This window comes from Termitidicoccus mucosus (assembly GCF_038725785.1).
GTDB classification, from domain to species: domain Bacteria; phylum Verrucomicrobiota; class Verrucomicrobiia; order Opitutales; family Opitutaceae; genus Termitidicoccus; species Termitidicoccus mucosus.
Genome location: NZ_CP109796.1, coordinates 1,980,829 through 1,995,908, shown reverse-complemented (window position 1 = coordinate 1,995,908; position 15,080 = coordinate 1,980,829). Strand labels below are relative to the sequence as shown.

General features: G+C 65.6%; 15 protein-coding genes and 4 pseudogenes. 1 reads left to right on the top strand and 18 read right to left on the bottom strand.

All coding sequences use genetic code 11. The annotated features are described in order from the left end of the window. Positions 1 to 140 precede the first annotated feature (140 nt). The 11 genes and pseudogenes from nuoK to OH491_RS06750 form a co-directional block, all read right to left on the bottom strand. Positions 141 to 452 (bottom strand): NADH-quinone oxidoreductase subunit NuoK, encoded by a 312-nt coding sequence (gene nuoK / locus OH491_RS06800; protein WP_342751074.1) that lies wholly within the window; start codon positions 450 to 452, stop codon positions 141 to 143. A gap of 15 nt (positions 453 to 467) precedes the next feature. Then, positions 468 to 998: an NADH-quinone oxidoreductase subunit J gene (locus tag OH491_RS06795; protein WP_342750927.1), complete on the bottom strand. Its 531-nt coding sequence runs from the start codon at positions 996 to 998 to the stop codon at positions 468 to 470. Positions 999 to 1,091: 93 nt separating this feature from the next. Then, a complete protein-coding gene (locus OH491_RS06790) occupies positions 1,092 to 1,598 on the bottom strand; it encodes a complex I subunit 1 family protein (protein WP_342751073.1) in 507 nt (168 codons plus the stop codon). Further along, on the bottom strand, positions 1,489 to 2,193 hold the full coding sequence (locus OH491_RS06785; protein ID WP_342750926.1) for a complex I subunit 1 family protein: 705 nt from the start codon (positions 2,191 to 2,193) through the stop codon (positions 1,489 to 1,491). The genes OH491_RS06790 and OH491_RS06785 overlap by 110 nt, the downstream gene beginning before the upstream one ends. A gap of 396 nt (positions 2,194 to 2,589) precedes the next feature. After that, positions 2,590 to 2,952 (bottom strand): hypothetical protein, encoded by a 363-nt coding sequence (locus OH491_RS06780; RefSeq protein ID WP_342750925.1) that lies wholly within the window; start codon positions 2,950 to 2,952, stop codon positions 2,590 to 2,592. Positions 2,953 to 3,126: 174 nt separating this feature from the next. Next, positions 3,127 to 4,188: pseudogene (locus tag OH491_RS06775) on the bottom strand (NADH-quinone oxidoreductase subunit D). 95 nt (positions 4,189 to 4,283) lie between these two features. Continuing rightward, on the bottom strand, positions 4,284 to 4,622 hold the full coding sequence (locus OH491_RS06770) for an NADH-quinone oxidoreductase subunit C (RefSeq protein WP_342750924.1): 339 nt from the start codon (positions 4,620 to 4,622) through the stop codon (positions 4,284 to 4,286). Positions 4,623 to 5,290: 668 nt separating this feature from the next. After that, on the bottom strand, positions 5,291 to 5,494 hold the full coding sequence (locus OH491_RS06765) for a hypothetical protein (protein ID WP_342750923.1): 204 nt from the start codon (positions 5,492 to 5,494) through the stop codon (positions 5,291 to 5,293). A 713-nt stretch (positions 5,495 to 6,207) separates the two neighbouring features. Next, positions 6,208 to 7,524 carry a hypothetical protein gene (locus tag OH491_RS06760; protein ID WP_342750922.1) on the bottom strand — a complete coding sequence of 439 codons (1,317 nt, stop codon included), beginning with the start codon at positions 7,522 to 7,524 and terminating at the stop codon, positions 6,208 to 6,210. 268 nt (positions 7,525 to 7,792) lie between these two features. Then, entirely contained in the window at positions 7,793 to 8,668 is an 876-nt protein-coding gene (locus tag OH491_RS06755) for an NADH-quinone oxidoreductase subunit N (protein ID WP_342750921.1), read from the bottom strand. Between the two features lie 88 nt (positions 8,669 to 8,756). Continuing rightward, positions 8,757 to 8,885 (bottom strand): annotated as a pseudogene (locus OH491_RS06750) (proton-conducting transporter membrane subunit); the annotation flags it as partial. An 88-nt stretch (positions 8,886 to 8,973) separates the two neighbouring features. Between OH491_RS06750 and OH491_RS06745 the strand changes: the two are divergent. After that, positions 8,974 to 9,336 carry a hypothetical protein gene (locus tag OH491_RS06745; RefSeq protein WP_342750920.1) on the top strand — a complete coding sequence of 121 codons (363 nt, stop codon included), beginning with the start codon at positions 8,974 to 8,976 and terminating at the stop codon, positions 9,334 to 9,336. Here OH491_RS06745 and OH491_RS06740 read toward each other — a convergent pair. From OH491_RS06740 to OH491_RS06710, 7 genes and pseudogenes are all read right to left on the bottom strand, one after another. Next, positions 9,270 to 10,013 carry a complex I subunit 4 family protein gene (locus OH491_RS06740; RefSeq protein WP_342750919.1) on the bottom strand — a complete coding sequence of 248 codons (744 nt, stop codon included), beginning with the start codon at positions 10,011 to 10,013 and terminating at the stop codon, positions 9,270 to 9,272. The two genes, OH491_RS06745 and OH491_RS06740, sit on opposite strands and share 67 nt — an antisense overlap. Before the next feature lie 130 nt (positions 10,014 to 10,143). Beyond that, a pseudogene (locus tag OH491_RS06735) lies at positions 10,144 to 10,506 on the bottom strand (proton-conducting transporter membrane subunit); the annotation flags it as partial. A 417-nt stretch (positions 10,507 to 10,923) separates the two neighbouring features. Further along, positions 10,924 to 11,307, bottom strand: coding sequence for a GxxExxY protein (locus OH491_RS06730; RefSeq protein WP_068771996.1), 384 nt, complete (start codon positions 11,305 to 11,307; stop codon positions 10,924 to 10,926). Positions 11,308 to 11,351: 44 nt separating this feature from the next. After that, positions 11,352 to 12,845 (bottom strand): complex I subunit 4 family protein, encoded by a 1,494-nt coding sequence (locus OH491_RS06725; RefSeq protein ID WP_068771752.1) that lies wholly within the window; start codon positions 12,843 to 12,845, stop codon positions 11,352 to 11,354. Between the two features lie 77 nt (positions 12,846 to 12,922). Next, entirely contained in the window at positions 12,923 to 14,254 is a 1,332-nt protein-coding gene (locus OH491_RS06720; protein WP_342751072.1) for a proton-conducting transporter membrane subunit, read from the bottom strand. Positions 14,255 to 14,409: 155 nt separating this feature from the next. Further along, positions 14,410 to 14,703 (bottom strand): annotated as a pseudogene (locus OH491_RS06715) (proton-conducting transporter membrane subunit); the annotation flags it as partial. Then, positions 14,670 to 14,933, bottom strand: coding sequence for a hypothetical protein (locus OH491_RS06710; RefSeq protein ID WP_342750918.1), 264 nt, complete (start codon positions 14,931 to 14,933; stop codon positions 14,670 to 14,672). The gene OH491_RS06710 and the pseudogene OH491_RS06715, both read right to left, overlap by 34 nt. Positions 14,934 to 15,080: the final 147 nt, after the last annotated feature.

Genomic DNA, 15,080 nt, shown 5'->3' with positions numbered 1-15,080 from the left:
GAATTACGAATTACGAATGGAGGGCGCTGCCGCGCCGGCGGCGAAAACAGGGAGGCTGCCTGAAAGACAGGAACGCGAGGGACAAATGGCGCGGCGGTGCCGTAATTTGTAATTCGTCATTCGTAATTCCATGTTCATGGTCAGCCTTTCAATTCGTTCGCGTCCTGGAGGCGGACGCTGCGGCGGTGCCGGTAGATCGCGATGATGAGCGCGAGGCCCACGGCGGCCTCGGCGGCGGCCACGGCAATGGAGAAAATCGCGAAGAGCACGCCGGTCGAGGCCGCCGCGCCCTGCGAGCGGCCCGCGAAAGCGATGAAGTTGATGTTGGCGGCGTTGAGCATGAGCTCGACGCCGAGAAGCACGAGGATGGTGTTGCTGCGGGCGAGCGCAGTGACGAGGCCCAGGCAGAAAAGCGCGCTCGAAAAGAGCAGGCTGAGGTGCAGCGGGCTTATGTTTTCGGAGATTCATCATGACGCGGCCTCCCAGTTGTCCGCCCCGCGGCGGTCGATGGATGCGATGACGATGGCGCCGATGAGCGCGACGGTGAGGAGAATGATGACAAGGAGCGCGGCGGCATTGGCGGGCTCCATGAGCGCGAGGCCGAGCTGGCGGACGCCGGGGCGGCGGCAGGCGTTTCGGCGCCGGTTTTGAAGGGCGAGGTGAGGATGGCCCCGGAAAGCGCGCCGAAGCAGGCTCCGCCGCGACGAGCGCGGCGGCGCGCTGGAAGGCCCGGGCGCAGGGGCGGTGTCGCCGGGACCGAGGCGCGTGAGCAGCACGGCGAAGAGCACGACCATCGAGACCGCGCCGACGTAAACGAGGATTTGCGCGAAGGCGACAAACTCGGCGCCGGCCCAGAGGTAGTAGGCGGCGATGCCCACCCAGCCGGCGACGAGGAGGAGGGCGCTGTGAATGATGTTGCGCCGCGTAATGGCCACGGCGGACGCACCGATGGTGACGAGCGCGATGGCCAGAAACGAGAGAAGGGAGAGGTCGGGCATGGGTGGAAATTAATAATTAAGAATTAAAAATTAAGAATGGGGGAGACGGGCGCTGCCGCGTCGGGTTTGCAGTGGGATCTTTCATTTTAATTTTTAATTTAACAGCGTAGCGGTAGTTGCGGGGGCCGAGGCCGGAGCCGAGGCTGCGACCGAGGAGCACGTAGGGGATGAGAATGAGCGCGAGGCCGACCGCCCAGCGGACGGCCAGCAGGACGGGGCCGTCCCACGACGCGGTGAGCATCCAGAAGGCGGCCACGCCGAGGTTGATGAGGCCGAGCGGGACAAGGAGTTTCCACGCGAGGCGGTGAGCTGGTCGATGCGCAGGCGCAGGAGCGTGGCGCGTATCCAGATGAAGAAGAGGATGAGCGCGATGAGCTTGAGGCCGAACCAGAGGTAGGACGGGATGAACTGGAGGAACTCGCACGGGGCCTGCCAGCCGCCGAGGAAGAGCGTCACGCCGAGTCCGCACAGGCCGATGATGCCGAAATACTCACCCATGAAGAAGAGCGCGTATTTGAATCCCGAATACTCGGTTAGGTGCCCGGCGATGATCTCGCTTTCGCCCTCGGGGAGATGAAGGGCAGCGGTTGGTCTCGCCAGCGCGGCGATGACGAAGATGACGAACCAGCGAGGCCCCGGGCGTGAGCACGTTCCAGTGCGGGATGAGCCCGCCGAGCGACCAGCCGCCCTGGGCGGTGACGATGGAGGAGGTGCCGAGGGTGCCGGCGGCGAGGACGACGGGGACGACGACGAGGAGCAGCGGGAGTTCGAAGGAAATGAGCTGCGCGAGGGCGCGCATGGCGGAGAGGAGCGAATACTTGTTCTGGCTCGACCAGCCGGCCATGAAGATGACGAGCTCGGAGGCGGCGCCGGCGGCGAAGAAATAGAGCACGCCGGCATCGAGGTCGAGCGGCGTCAGGTGGCGGCGTAGGGATGACGGCGAAGCCGAGCAGCGTGAAGAAGACCGCGCGGCGGGGGCGAGGAAGTGCAGGATTTTGTCGGCGGCGGCGGGCACGAGGTCTTCCTTGGTCAGGGCCTTGACCGCGTCGGCAAAGGGCTGGAAAAAGCCGAAGAAGCGGATGCCGAGGATGCGGACGCGGTTGGGGCCGGGCCGGTTTTGAAGGGCCGAGGAGCTTGCGCTCGGTGACGGTGGTGAAGGCGAAGAGCAGCCCGAACACGGCGAGGATGACGGCAACGGCGAGCACGGAAGCGACCAGCCAGCGGACGAAATCGTTGTCGGGGAGAAGGCCAAGCACCCAGTCGAGCGCGAGGCCGGGAAGGCGTTCGAGAAAATTATCGGCGGGATTCACGGTGGCGAAGGTCATTGGCAGGCCCTTGGGTCAGGACGTCGGGTTTCGGAGCGGGAGCGGTTGCAGGCGGGCGGAACGGCGGCAGACTTGGCGGCGGCGCGGCGGCTTTGGCCGCAGCAGCGGCAGCGGCCTTGGCTTTTCCTCGGCCTTGCGTTTGTCCTCGGCGAGGCGGGCGTCGATTTCGGCGGCGTCGGCGGTGGATTTGGTGAAAATAGCTGTTGGGTTTCGCGAGCTGGTCGAGGTGGACGAGCAGGCCCTCGAAGCGGTTGGTGGCCGTGATCTCAGTGGTGATCCATCTTGATGGAGTCGAAGGCAGGCCTCGACGCAGATCTGGCAGCCCGCAGACGGAGAAGTCGATGTCGAAGATCTTGGGTTTCCTGCACGCGGCCTTTTCGTCGCGCTCGGGGACGATGTAGATGCACTGCGGCGGGCATTCCTTCTCGCAGATGCGGCAGGCGACGCAGCGCAGGCCGGCGTTCGCCGTCGCCGTCGTAAACGAGGAAGGGGAAGCTGCGGAAGTTTTCCGGGAGTTTGTATCGTTTTTCCGGATACTCGATGGTGGGCAGGCGCTTGGGGTCGTGGTAGCTGCCGACGAGATTTTTCGCGGTGACGAGGAGTCCTTTGATGATGCCGGTGCCGAGCATGGGAGAAAATTAATTACGAATGACGAATTACGAATGACGAATTACGAATGACGAATGGCGGGGGACGCGTGGCCGGCCGCGAATGAGCGCGGGCGGATTCGGGCGAATGGGCAAGGGCGGGATGCCGGTGGTTGGTTTAATTCGTAATTCGTCATTTGTAATTCGTGATTGGTTTCAGCGGTCCACTTCGCCGGACGATGTCCACGCTGAGGTGATGACGGCGTCGGCGACGGTCTGGCCGACGCACATGTCTTCGAGGATGGTGAGGTTGATGAAGGAGGGCGGACGGATGCGGTAGCAGTAGGGCTGCGGGCCGCCGTCGCTGATGAGGTAGAAGCCGAGTTCGCCCTTGGGGGCCTCTGATGCGTCCCGTGGTTTCGCCGCGGAGTCCGCGGGATTTGGCCTTGGGATCGGTGGCGGGGCCGCCAGGGATGTCGCGGAGGGCCTGGCGGAGGATTTTGAGCGACTCGTGCATTTCGAGCATGCGCATCATGTAGCGGTCGTAGGTGTCGCCGTGGTCGCCAAGGGGGACGCGGAAGTCGAAGCGGTCGTAGATGGAGTAGCGCTCGACTTTGCGGATGTCGTAATCCACGCCGGAGGCGCGCAGCATGGGGCCGGTGATGCCGGCGTTGATGGCGAGATCGGGTTTGAGGATGCCGGTGCCCTGGGTGCGGGCGAGGAGGATTTCGTTGCCGGTGAGGAGGGCGTCCTGCTCGTCGAGGAATTTTGGGAAGTCGCCCTCGAGGTAGTCTTTCAGGCGGGCGAGCCAGTCGGGCGAGGGATCGACGCGGACGCCGCCGAAACGCATGTAGTTGCACATCATGCGGGAGCCGGTGAGCTCCTCGACGAGGTCGAGCATGCGTTCGCGTTCGCGCAGGGAGTAGAGCAGGGGAGTGAAGGAGGTGCCGAGGTCGTTGAGCAGGAAGCCGACGAGGCAGCAGTGGTTGATGAGGCGGGCGAGTTCGCCGACGATGACGCGGATGTATTCGCCGCGCTCGGGGACGGTGAAACCGGCCAGTTTCTCGACCGCGATGATGACAGGCCCAGTTGTTGGTGAGGGAGGCGAGGTAGTCGGAGGTCGGTCGGTAGGGGATGCTGGCGAGGTAGGAAATGCTTCGGCCAGTTTTCGTGGTTGCGATGCAGGTAGCCGAAAACGGGCTGGAGCTTGACGATGATCTCGCCGTCGAGGACGACGTTCATGGAAGACGCCGTGGGTCGAGGGTGGTGCGGCCCCATCGAGACCTCGAGAAGGTCGCCGTGGAAGTCGTCGTGAACGGCGCGGACCGAGGTGGCGCCGGGCGTGAAGGTGTCGGGCGTGGCAGCGGAAGCGCTCATTTGGCGGCCTCCTGTTTCGTGGTGACGGCGGGTGACGGCGTCAGCGCCGGCGGCGCGATAGTGCGTTTTCGCGCGCGCCAGCACTTCGTCGTGCGGTGGGCTATCGTAGTCGTCGGGGAAACGTAGTCTTTGCGCATGGGGTGGTCCTGAATTCGTCCCGAGGATGCGGCGGAGATCGGGTGGCCTTCGAAGCGGACGCCGAAGAGATCGAAGACCTCGCGTTCCTGAAACTCGCAAGAGCGCCAGACCGGGGTGAGCGAGGGCACGGTCACGTCGTCGGCGCGGTTGGCGGTGCGGAGGCGGAGGACGACGGGCGCGGTGGTTTTGAGCGCCATGGAGTAGAGGTGGTAAACGACTTCGAGATAACCGGGCTGGAGGCGCTTGGTTTTGCTCGGTGACTTTGTCCGGCCGCCGGCGGGGTCGGGCGTGGTGATTCACGGTCTCGGTGATTTCCTTGTCGGGCCAGTCGACGCCGCTGACATTGGAGCAGAAATCGAGGCGGAGCGGGGTCGTCGCGCAGGAAGCGGGCGATCTCGGGCATGCGCGTGGGCGAGAAGCAGGAGTGCTGCGCGGCGGGGCCGGGATTTGGTGACGGCATCCGGGGCCGGAAGGCCGCGATGAGCCGTCGCGAAGTTGTTCAAGGGTTTCCACGAGAGAGGTCGGTAAGTGGCGGTGTGAATGGATTAGCGCGGGTTCAACCGGGGCATACTCGATGGGCACCGCATACGCCTTGCCCTCGGTGGCGACATGGCGATGCCGGGAAAAGGCAGATGCGCGCCGGCGATCCAGAGCCTGTCGGCCGCGGCACAGGCAGATTTTCTGGCGGGTGGCGACGGCCTGCCCGGCGTCGGAATCAAAGGTGACCGCGACCTCGGATGGGCAAATTACAGCGGCGTGGCTGTGAATGATGTCTCCCAGACCAGCATTCATCGAGGAATTCAACAAGTAGCTGACGTGGCCGGGGTATGGCCGGGAGTGAGGACGGCCTCGATGCCGCGCTGCTTTACGCCAGCATCCAGCCGCCGTCCGCCGCCCGCGCGAACGCCAGCAACCGCAAGCCCGGCCCGGCGCGCAGCACGCCGCCCGTGCGCGGCAGCGCCTCGTGCGCCGCCGTCAGCAATGCGACCGGCGGCGATTCCAGCCAGCGCGCCAGCGCGTCGGCGTCAGCGCCCAGCGCGAACTGGAACAAGTGCTCGCCTAAGTCCATGCACGGCCGCCAAGTCTCGACGCGGGACGCGCGCCGCCAAGCGACGCATAGGCGCGCTCCTCGCAATCGTCGCGCCAAAGGTGGTCGCGGTGGTGTCAAAACAATACAGCGCGTCGCTCGCGAAAACGAAAGCGTCGCGCCCCCCAGCACACCAGCGCCCGCGGCACGTCGCCGCATGGCTCGCGCCGGACGCTGCCGCCGGCGCCTCGAACTCCGCCGCGCCGCCGATGCCGGAAAACTCCAGTTTCAAGCGCGCCGATTTTTCGGCCCAAAACGCGCGCGTTTTCACCACGACCGCATCATCGCGCCAAAGCCGCAAGGTCAGTTCGATCCACGACGCCCCGCCCGCGCCGTCAGCCGAATCCAGAGCGAAGCCCGTTCCGGTCCGCGTTCAAGCGTCGACCGCCTCGATTTTCAGGCGTCTTTCACGTGGTTGACATGATTTGCCTCCGGCTCGCCGTTATGCCCGCCCCACGATCCCGGGGTCGTCCACCGTGCACGCCCGAGGCGGCGCGCCTGTTTTCCTTGCGCGAAATCACGACGCGCCTGGCGCCCGCGGCGCGGATCTCACGCGTTCGCGATGCGCCCGCGCCCGCGAAGGTCGGTTTCACACGAGGTGTTTTCACCGGCGCGTCCGCCAGCCCGCCGTTAGCACATGCCAGCCACATGGCGGGATTTTCACCCGCGTGACGAAGCGTTTGCGCCACGGTGTCTCAAGCGCGAAATTGTTTTCCACGACGCACTGGAACGGCAGCGCGCCCGCCCGTCGCGCACCGCGAGCGCACGGCGTCGGGTTTGTTTTGAACGCGTCCAGCGGGCGATGTCCAGCGGCGCCTCAAACTCCACCGGCCCGTCGAAGGATGCGGATTCGGTTCCACAACAGCACGGGCGCGACGGCGGGCCGGTCGCCCGTGGCGCGAGGCTGTGTCCACCGCGACGCCAGCGCGTTCAGCGCGTCGTTCTCCGCGCGCGCGCGTGGTGTTGCGCCGAGCCGATCCGCGCGCTGCCCGCCAGCGCCTGCTCGATGGCCGTGCCGGGCAGCACGTCGTGAAAGGTGTGAAAAGCACCGCGTCCCACGCCTCGCCCAGATCCGGCGCGGGCGGGCCGTGCCGATGTTTTCCGCCTCGCGCAGCGCGCGACGGCGGACACTGTGCGCTCGGCTTGCAGGGCGCGTTTTCCGCGCGCCGGTAGGCGAACTTCACTGACGCGGCGGATGCGTAGCAGCCGCGCAGCGTAAAATTCAACTCCCCCCTGAATACCGGCAGCCGCGCCGCTTCCGCCGAGAGCGCCTCGAAAAATCCGTGCAGCGTCGAGAACACCACCTCCACGTCGCGATTTTGCCCGCGCCAGCCCGCCTCGATCTGCGCGCGCGACGGCCCGCCGCCGTGGTTGCCCAGCCCGAGCGGCACCATCACGTTTTCAACCCCCCATTGTGCGGACTCCTCGCGGTAGGCGTCGAGCCGCCCCGGGATTTCCGCGCGCGTCGAGCCATACCAGCCGACCTGTATCCGCCATGACAATACGCGTTCGCCGCCCGCCGCCTCCCACCAGAACGCGGGCCCGGGCAGCGCGAGCTCCGACGCGAACGGCCGCCAGAACGCAAAATACTTCATGCCCGCCGCCGCGTAAATCGCGGGACAGCCCGCGCTGTGCCCGAATGAGTCTGCCGCCCACGCCGCGACCGGGCGCACGCCGAGCGCGCGCCGGAAGTAGCCGAGTCCGCGCCGGAACTGGCGCGCGAGCACCTCCGTCGCCGGCAGGTTCGTGTCGGGCTGCACGTAGTTCCCGCCCGCCACCTCCCAGCGCCCCTCCGCGATTTTTTCCCGGATGCGCGCGAACGTCTCCGGGGCGTGCCGCTCGATGTGCTCGTAAACCGACGCCTCGCCGCGCGTGAATTTCAGCTCGGGAAACTCATTCATCAAATCGAGCACCGCGCGGCAGGTGGCGATGCCTTCGTTCAAGCCCTCGCGCCAGTCCCATAGCCAGACGGGATCGAGGTGGGCGTTGGTGATAATATGAAAGCGGGTCATCAGGGCGTTTCTTCTCGCCCGGCTCCCTGCGGAGCGCAACGCGCCGCATGTTGAAGCGTTCAACAAAAAGCGGCCCGCCCCGCGTCCGCCGCCCGCGGGATTGCGTCGCCATGAGCAAACGGACATGAACCTGTTGCGGCTACGGGACGGCCCGCCGGGGCAAAAGCAATTTTTCTACGAAAATGCGAAAGGCTTGCGCGACTGCGCAAACCGCAATGTCCGGCCTCTCCGAAATTGAAATGTCTCCGCCCGTGGGAGATCCAAGGCTCTACAATCGCGAGAGAATCAGCGAGGGAAACACACCGAGGACCACAAGCAGCGCGGCGCAGAGCACCAAGGAGAGCGCGGGCAGCGCCGGGACGGGAATCCGCTTTGCGTCCTTGGCCGGGCCGGCGACCAGGGCCTGTTTCAGAATCGCGAGGTAGTAATAAAGCGCGACGGCGCTGAAGGCGATGGCCAGGATCGCGAGCCAGCCGGCGGGACCGCCGAGGCCGTTGAGTTTCAGGACGGCGGCGAAGACGGCGAATTTGCCGAAAAAGCCGGCCAGCGGCGGCACGCCCGCGAGCGAGAGCACAAAGACAAAAAGCGTCAGCGCCAGCAACGGCGAGCGCTTCCAAAGGCCGGCGAGATCGGTGAGTTTCTGGCAGGGCGCGTCGCGTTCGATGACCGAGACGACGCCAAACGCCCCCACGGTCGCCAGTCCGTAGGTCGCGGCATAATAGAACAGCGGACCGACGCCGGCCTCGCCCGCGGCGATGATGCCGAGGAGCATCACGCCCGCGTGCGCGATGGCCGAGTAGGCGAGCAGGCGGCGGACGTTGGTCTGGGCAAGCGCGCCGAGGTTGCCGACGAACAACGAGCCGAGCGAGAGGACAGCCACCACGGGCATCCAGCCGGCGGCGAGCGGAAGCGCGGCCGCGTCACCGGCGAGGCTGTGGAGCCCGGGCCAGAGCAGGCGCAGGAAAAAGGCAAAGCCGGCGAGCTTCGAGGCCGATGCGACCAGCGCGGCCGCGGAGGAGGGCGCGCCTTGGTAGGCGTCGGGCGCCCAGAGATGGAAAGGCACGGCGGCGACCTTGAAGCCGAAACCGACGAGCACCATCACGAGCGCGACGAGGACGACTGGCGAAAAGCTGTCGCGGAGCATGAACTGAGCGAAGTGAGGTCGATGGTGCCGGCGAGCCGTAGAGCAGGCTGAAGCCGAAGAGCATGAACGCGGCCGACGTGCCGCCGAACAGGAAATATTTCAGGCCGGCCTCGGCGGAGTCGGGGCGGGTCTTGTCGAAGCCGACAAGGATATAGAGCGACAGGCTGGCCAGCTCGATGGCGAGGAAGCCGAGCAGGAGGTTGTTGGCCGCGGCCATGAGCGAGAAGCCCACGGTGGCGAAGAGGATGATGGCGACGTATTCCGCCGGATGGCGCAGGCGCGACGAGCCGGGCAGGAGCAGGAGTGTGAACGCTGACAACGCATACGCCGAGACGCGCGCCGACGGCGAGTTTGTCGATGTCGAGGGCGCGCTGGAGGGCGAAGCCGGACGGGCCGGCGCAGGCGGTCAGCCAGGCCGCGCCGGCGAGGGCGGCGATGCCGATGAGGGCGGAGACGGCCGCGCGCGGGCCGCTTTGCCGTTTGCCGGCAAACAAATCGAAGCCGAGCACGAGGAGCGCGCCGATGACGAGGACCGCTTCGGGCGCGAGCGCGCGGGCGAGGCCGGAGTAGGAATCGGAAAGAGTGGCGGGGAGCATGTTCATCACAGCGCGCCTCCTTTCAGCGCCGCCTGGAAGAGCGGCGACTCAAGCGCGGTATTTATCCAGTGAAACAGGAAGCCGGGACGCAGGCCGACGAAAATGGTCGCGGCGAGCAGCAGGAGCGCGCCGGCTTTTTCGGGCCACGTGATGGGCGGCAGGGGATGGTCGGGCATGGCTTTCTCGGAGGTGGTGCCGAAGAAAGAGAGCTGCACGGCGCGCAGCGTGAAGGCGGCGGCGACCAGCACGCCGACGACGGCCGCGAGCGTGACCAGCGGCGAAAACTGCCACGCGCCGACGAGGATGGTGAGCTCGGCGGGGAAGCCGCTGAAGCCCGGCATGCCCATCGAGGCGAGCCCGGCGAGGACAAACGCGACGGCCGCGAACGGCAGCAGGCGGAAGAGCGGCAGCGCGCGCAGCGCGGAAATCTGGCGAGTGTGCGTGCGCTCGTAAATCATGCGCCCGACCACGGCGAAGAGCAGTCCCGCGATGACGCCGTGCGAAAACATTTGCAGCACCGCGCCGCTCACCGCGCGCGGGCTGGCGACGGCGAGCCGAGCATCACGAAACCCGTGGCTGACGCTCGAATAACCGATGACGAACTTCAAATCCTCCTGCACGAGCGCGACCAGGCCGGCGTAAACGATGCCGATGAGGGCGAGCGCGATGAGCACGGGCTGGAAAAATTCCAGCCCCGCCGGGAACAGTCCGATGCCGACGCGGAGGCAGCCGTAGGCGCCGAGTTTCATGACGACGCCGGCCAGCAGCATCGACGCTCCGGTGGGCGCGGCCACGCCGGTCGGCGCCGTGTGGAAGGAAACATGCCGCGAGCACGGCGAAGCCGGTGAACACGAGCGCGAACATGCCGGTTTGCTGCACCGGGGTGAAATTGGCCGCCGCGACCGCGAGTTGCGCGAGTCCGAAGCCCGCGCGCCGCTGGCGGCGTAGGCCCAGAGCACCCGGCAAGGACGAGGCGCTGCCCGCGAACGAGTAGAGCACGAGTTTCATCGCGCCGTATTCGCGGTTGGTGGAGCCCCATTTCGCGATGAGGAAATATTTTGGGACGATGGCGATTTCGTAGAAGACGAAGAACAGGAAAACATCCGCGCTGAGAAACACGCCGTAAACGCCGCCGATGAGCGCGAGGTAGAGCGCGAAGAACTCGCCGGCGCGCTCGTCGATGTTCCACGAAAAAAGGATGCCGGCGGTGGCGGCGAGCCCGGTGAGGACGACGAGCGTCATGCTGATGCCGTCCGCCGCGAGGTGGTAGCGGATGCCGAGTTGCGGAATCCAAGGGCAGTTGACGAGGTCAGCCAGCGCGGCGGCGGGCGTGAAGCCGGCGGCGGCGGCCAGCGCGACTCCCCAGCCCGCGAGCGCGGTGAGGAGCGCGACGCAGCGGGCCGCGCCGGGCGATTGACGGCCCGCGAGATAAGCGAGCAGCGCGCCGGCAAAGGTCAGGTAAATGGTCCAGGGCAGGAGTGGCATGGTGAAAGTTTTTGATTTTGAATTTGTCGGCGCCGGCGCGAGGGAGGTTTTAACTCAATGGTGATTCGGCTGCGTTTTCAGGATTCTCACACAAAGGCACGGAGGCACAAAGGAATGGAAAATATTCCCCTCCTCCTTTGTGCCTCCGTGCCTTTGTGTGAGAATCCTCATGTTTTATTCCAGTTGTCCGTTTATGACGCGAGTGATGCCGTTTTTCATGAGCTCCTCCCCGAAATTCAGCAAGAAACCGAGTTTCAATCCGGTCAGCTTCAAATAGGTGAGAACTTGTTTCTTATGGGCGGGGTTTGGTCGCTCGACTGATTTTAACTCAAGAATGACTTTTTCCCCGACAATGATGTCTGCCCGAAACCCTTCGTCGAAACTCATCCCGTGAAAACGAATTGGGACGAGGACTTGGCGTTGGACGGCCAATCCTTGCTTTTCGAGTATTTTGGCAAGCAGGACTTCGTAAACCGTCTCCAGCAATCCCGGCCCCAATTCCATGTGGAGCCGCATTGCTTCATTCACAACGATTTTGCCAATTTCGTTTTCTGTCATGGAAAGGTTTGAGCGCAAAGATTGTCGCGGCGGCGGGAATGTCTTTACCGGGAGAAGAGGTTGATGAGAAGTTGCGGCCAGACGCCGAGGAGGAGCATGAGGGCGGCGGCGGGGGCGAGGACGACGAGTTCGCGGGCGGTGAGGTCGGTGACTTTCTCCGTCGCGCCGGCGACGGGGCCGTGGAAGACGCGCTGCCAGAAGGTCAGCAGGAAAAGCGCGGTGATGAGCAGGCCGACGCAGGCGACGGACGCCGCCCAGGGGACGATGCCGAAGACGCCGCGGAAAATGAGGAACTCGCCGACGAAACCATTCAGGCCGGGCAGGCCGAGCGAGGAGAACATGGCGACGCCGCAAAAGAGCGCGAAGACCGGGGCGACCTTGCGCAGGCCGCCGAAATCGCCGATGCCGCGCAGGCCGCCGGTGCGTGTCTCCAGAATCCCGATACAATAGAAGAGCGCGGCGGCGGAGAGACCGTGGTTGAACATTTGCAGGAGGATGCCGGTGTAGGCGGAATCCACGTCGGCCTGCGCAAAGGCGCGGGTGCCGCCGCCGGCGCAGATGGCGAAGAGCGCGAGCAGGCAGTAGCTGAGATGGTTGACCGACGAGTAGGCGATCATGCGCTTGAGGTCGGTCTGGCGCAGCGCGGCAAACGCGCCGAGCACGACGCCGCAGAGCGCGAGGCTGAGCAGGCAGGGCGCGGCGGCGTGAAGCTGCCCGGGGAAGAGCGGCGCGAGGATGCGCAGGAATCCATAAACGCCCATCTTCGACATGACGCCGGTGAGGAACATCGACGCACCCGCCGGAGCCTCGGCGTAGGCGGAGGGCAGCCAGGTGTGGAAGGGAAAGAGCGGAACCTTCACCGCCAGGCCGAGGAGCACTCCGCCGAAAATCAGCCACGGCAGGCTGGCGCCGAGGCTGCCCAGCGCGGCTTGCAGCGAGCCTTCGGCGGCCATGCGCTCGAGCGCCACGAAGTCAAACGTGCCGGTGGCCGCGTAGAGCGCGGCGAAGGCAAGCAGCATGAACACGCCGCCGCCCATGGTGTAGATGACAAATTGATAGGCCGCGCGCGGCGCGCCTTTTCCGCCCCAGAGCCGGATGAGGAAAAACGCGGGCACGAGGCTGAGTTCCCAGAAGATGAACCAGTGGAAGAAATCGAGCGCGAGAAACACGCCGAGCGCCGCGCCTTGGAGAAGGAGAAAGAGGATGCCGATGAGGCGTCCGTCGCGCCCGATGCTCCAAGTCGCGTAAAGCGCGGCGGGGGCGACGAGGCCGGTCAGGAGCACGAGCAACAGGCTGAGTCCGTCGAGCCCGAGGTGATACTGGATGTTGAGCGCGTCGATCCAGGCGTGTTGCTCGACGAACTGGAGCCCGCCTTTGGCGCTGTCGTAGGAGGCGCAGGCGATGAGCGCGAGGACGAGCGTGGAGGCGCTGAAGAGGAGCGCGACGGGACGGCTGAGGCGGTTGTCTCCGCGCGGGAAAAACGCGAGCAGCAGCGCGCCGAGCCAGGGGACGAAGATGATGGAGGAGAGAAAAGGCATGAGCGGGAGGACGGAAAATTACGAATGACGAATGCCAAATTACGAATGAAGAGGGCGGTGGCGGAGGTTTGTCTGGATCACCAGATGCCGGCGATCATGATGACGACCATGAGGGCGACGAAGCCGAGGGCGATGGCGCCGAGGTTGTCGTGGGCGTCGCCCGTCTGGGCGCGGGAGTAGGCCTTGCCGGTGCCGCGAAGGGCCTCGCTGGTGCGGTCAAAGCCGCCGTTGAGCACGTCCTCGTCGCCTTCGCGGTTGATGAAACCGATGCCGCGCCCGAGGAGGGCGAGGAGACGACAGGCCGTCGATGATGCAGCGGTCAGGATGTCGGCAAACGCGGCGAGGAGGTTTGTGAGGCGTCCGAAGGTGGCGGCGTAGAGTTCGTCGAACCAGAGGCGGTTGGCGAGCGCGCGCCAGAGCGCGGGGAAGGTTTTTTCGAGCGGGTCGGCGGCGGTGGCGGAAACACGCGGACGGCGGATGTAGAGCGCGGCGCCCGCGCCGATGCCGAGCGCGACGAGCGCGATGGAGAGCCACATGAGCCCGCCGCCCTCGGTGAAGATGGCCGCGAGGCCGTGCGCGGCGGCGGGCTGGCCGGCGAGGGTTTGCTGGAGCCAGGGCCAGGCGGGCGTGCCGAGGAAGCCGACGAGGATGGAGCAGGCGGCGAGGAGGGTGAGCGGGAGCGTCATCGCGGGCGGGTTCTCATGCGCGTGCTCCGCGGCGTGCGAACGGGGTTTTCCGAAAAAGACGTTGCCCATGAGGCGCGTCATGTAGAACGCGGTGAGCACGACGGCGACGAGTCCGACGCAGAGCGGGAGGTGCGAGACAGGCCAGTGGTGCGCGGCGTGGAGGATGCCCTCCTTCGAGTAGAAGCCGGAAAACACGAACGGCACGCCCGCGAGCGCCATCATGCCGATGGAAAAGGCGGCAAAGGTGGCTTTCATGCGGCGCGAAAGCCCGCCGAGCAGGCGGATGTCCTGCTCGTGGTGCGCGGCGTGGATGACGGAGCCCGCGCCGAGGAAGAGCAGCGCCTTGAAAAAGGCGTGGGTGAGGAGATGGAAGATCGCGACAGGCCACGCGCCGACGCCGATGGCGAGCATCATGTATCCGAGTTGTGATACGGTCGAGAAGGCGAGGATGCGCTTGATGTCGTTTTGCGCGACGGCGACGACCGCGCCGAAAAGCGCGGTGATGGCGCCGATGAAGGCGACGACGGTGAGGGCGTGGAAGTGCGCGCCGGCTTGGTCCACAGCCATGAGCGGATAAACGCGCGCGATGAGGAACACGCCCGCGGCCACCATCGTGGCGGCGTGGATGAGCGCGGACACGGGTGTGGGGCCTTCCATCGCGTCGGGGAGCCAGACATGGAGCGGGAACTGGCCGGATTTGCCGACCGCGCCGCAGAAAACCAGGAGACCGATGCCGGTCGAAACCGCCAGCCCGCAGGGAAGCAGGAATGCGAGTTTGGAAAGGGCCGCGGTTTCGAGGAAACCCCGCCGCCGTCATAGAACAGCAGCGTGTCGGTCGCGCCGTGCAGCCAGAGCATGCCAATCAGGAAACCCAGGTCTCCGATGCGCGTGGTGATGAAGGCCTTCTTCGCGGCGGCGGCGGCGGACGGTTTGGTGAACCAGAAGCCGATGAGCAGGTAGGAAGCGAGGCCGACGAGTTCCCAACAGATGAAGGTGAGCAGGAGGCTGTTGGAGACGATCAGGCCGAGCATCGAGGCGGCGAAGAAACTGAGGTAGCAGAAAAACTTCGCGTAGTTTTCGTCCTCCTTCATGTAGCCGGTGCTGAAAAGAAAGATCAGGAAGCCGACGAAGGTGACCATCACGAGCATGAACGCGGTGAGCGGGTCGAGCAGGAAGCCGAGTTCGACGTGGAACCCGCCGGATTCGAGCCAGGTGAAGTTGAAGCTCTGGTGCGCGGCGGGCCGGGCGCGTCGCGGAGGGCGAGGCAGGAGAGGACGAAGCCGGCGGCCATGGCGACGAGCGCGAGCGTGGAGGAAAGCGCGCGGGAGCGGCGCGGCGTGACCGCGCCGATGGCGGCGGCGGCAAGCGGAAGCGCGGGGATGAGCCAGAGGAGTTTGGTCATGGCGGAAATTACGAATTACGAATTACGAATGGAGGGCGCTGCCGCGCCGGCGGCGAAAACAGGGAGGCTGCCTGAAAGACAGGAACGCGAGGGACAAATGGCGCGGCGGTGCCGTAATTTGTAATTCGTCATTCGTAATTCCATGTT

Bases quoted from the DNA above. Each gene is read 5' to 3' on its own strand.
- OH491_RS06740 (WP_342750919.1), bottom strand. From the start codon at position 10,013: ATGAAACTCGGCGCCTACGGCTGCCTCCGCGTCGGCATCGGACTGTTC.
- OH491_RS06760 (WP_342750922.1), bottom strand. From the start codon at position 7,524: ATGACCCGCTTTCATATTATCACCAACGCCCACCTCGATCCCGTCTGG.
- OH491_RS06795 (WP_342750927.1), bottom strand. From the start codon at position 998: ATGCCCGACCTCTCCCTTCTCTCGTTTCTGGCCATCGCGCTCGTCACC.
- OH491_RS06725 (WP_068771752.1), bottom strand. From the start codon at position 12,845: ATGCCTTTTCTCTCCTCCATCATCTTCGTCCCCTGGCTCGGCGCGCTG.
- OH491_RS06730 (WP_068771996.1), bottom strand. From the start codon at position 11,307: ATGACAGAAAACGAAATTGGCAAAATCGTTGTGAATGAAGCAATGCGG.
- OH491_RS06765 (WP_342750923.1), bottom strand. From the start codon at position 5,494: ATGGACTTAGGCGAGCACTTGTTCCAGTTCGCGCTGGGCGCTGACGCC.
- OH491_RS06755 (WP_342750921.1), bottom strand. From the start codon at position 8,668: ATGCTCCGCGACAGCTTTTCGCCAGTCGTCCTCGTCGCGCTCGTGATG.
- OH491_RS06780 (WP_342750925.1), bottom strand. From the start codon at position 2,952: ATGCTCGGCACCGGCATCATCAAAGGACTCCTCGTCACCGCGAAAAAT.
- OH491_RS06710 (WP_342750918.1), bottom strand. From the start codon at position 14,933: ATGACCAAACTCCTCTGGCTCATCCCCGCGCTTCCGCTTGCCGCCGCC.
- OH491_RS06770 (WP_342750924.1), bottom strand. From the start codon at position 4,622: ATGGCGCTCAAAACCACCGCGCCCGTCGTCCTCCGCCTCCGCACCGCC.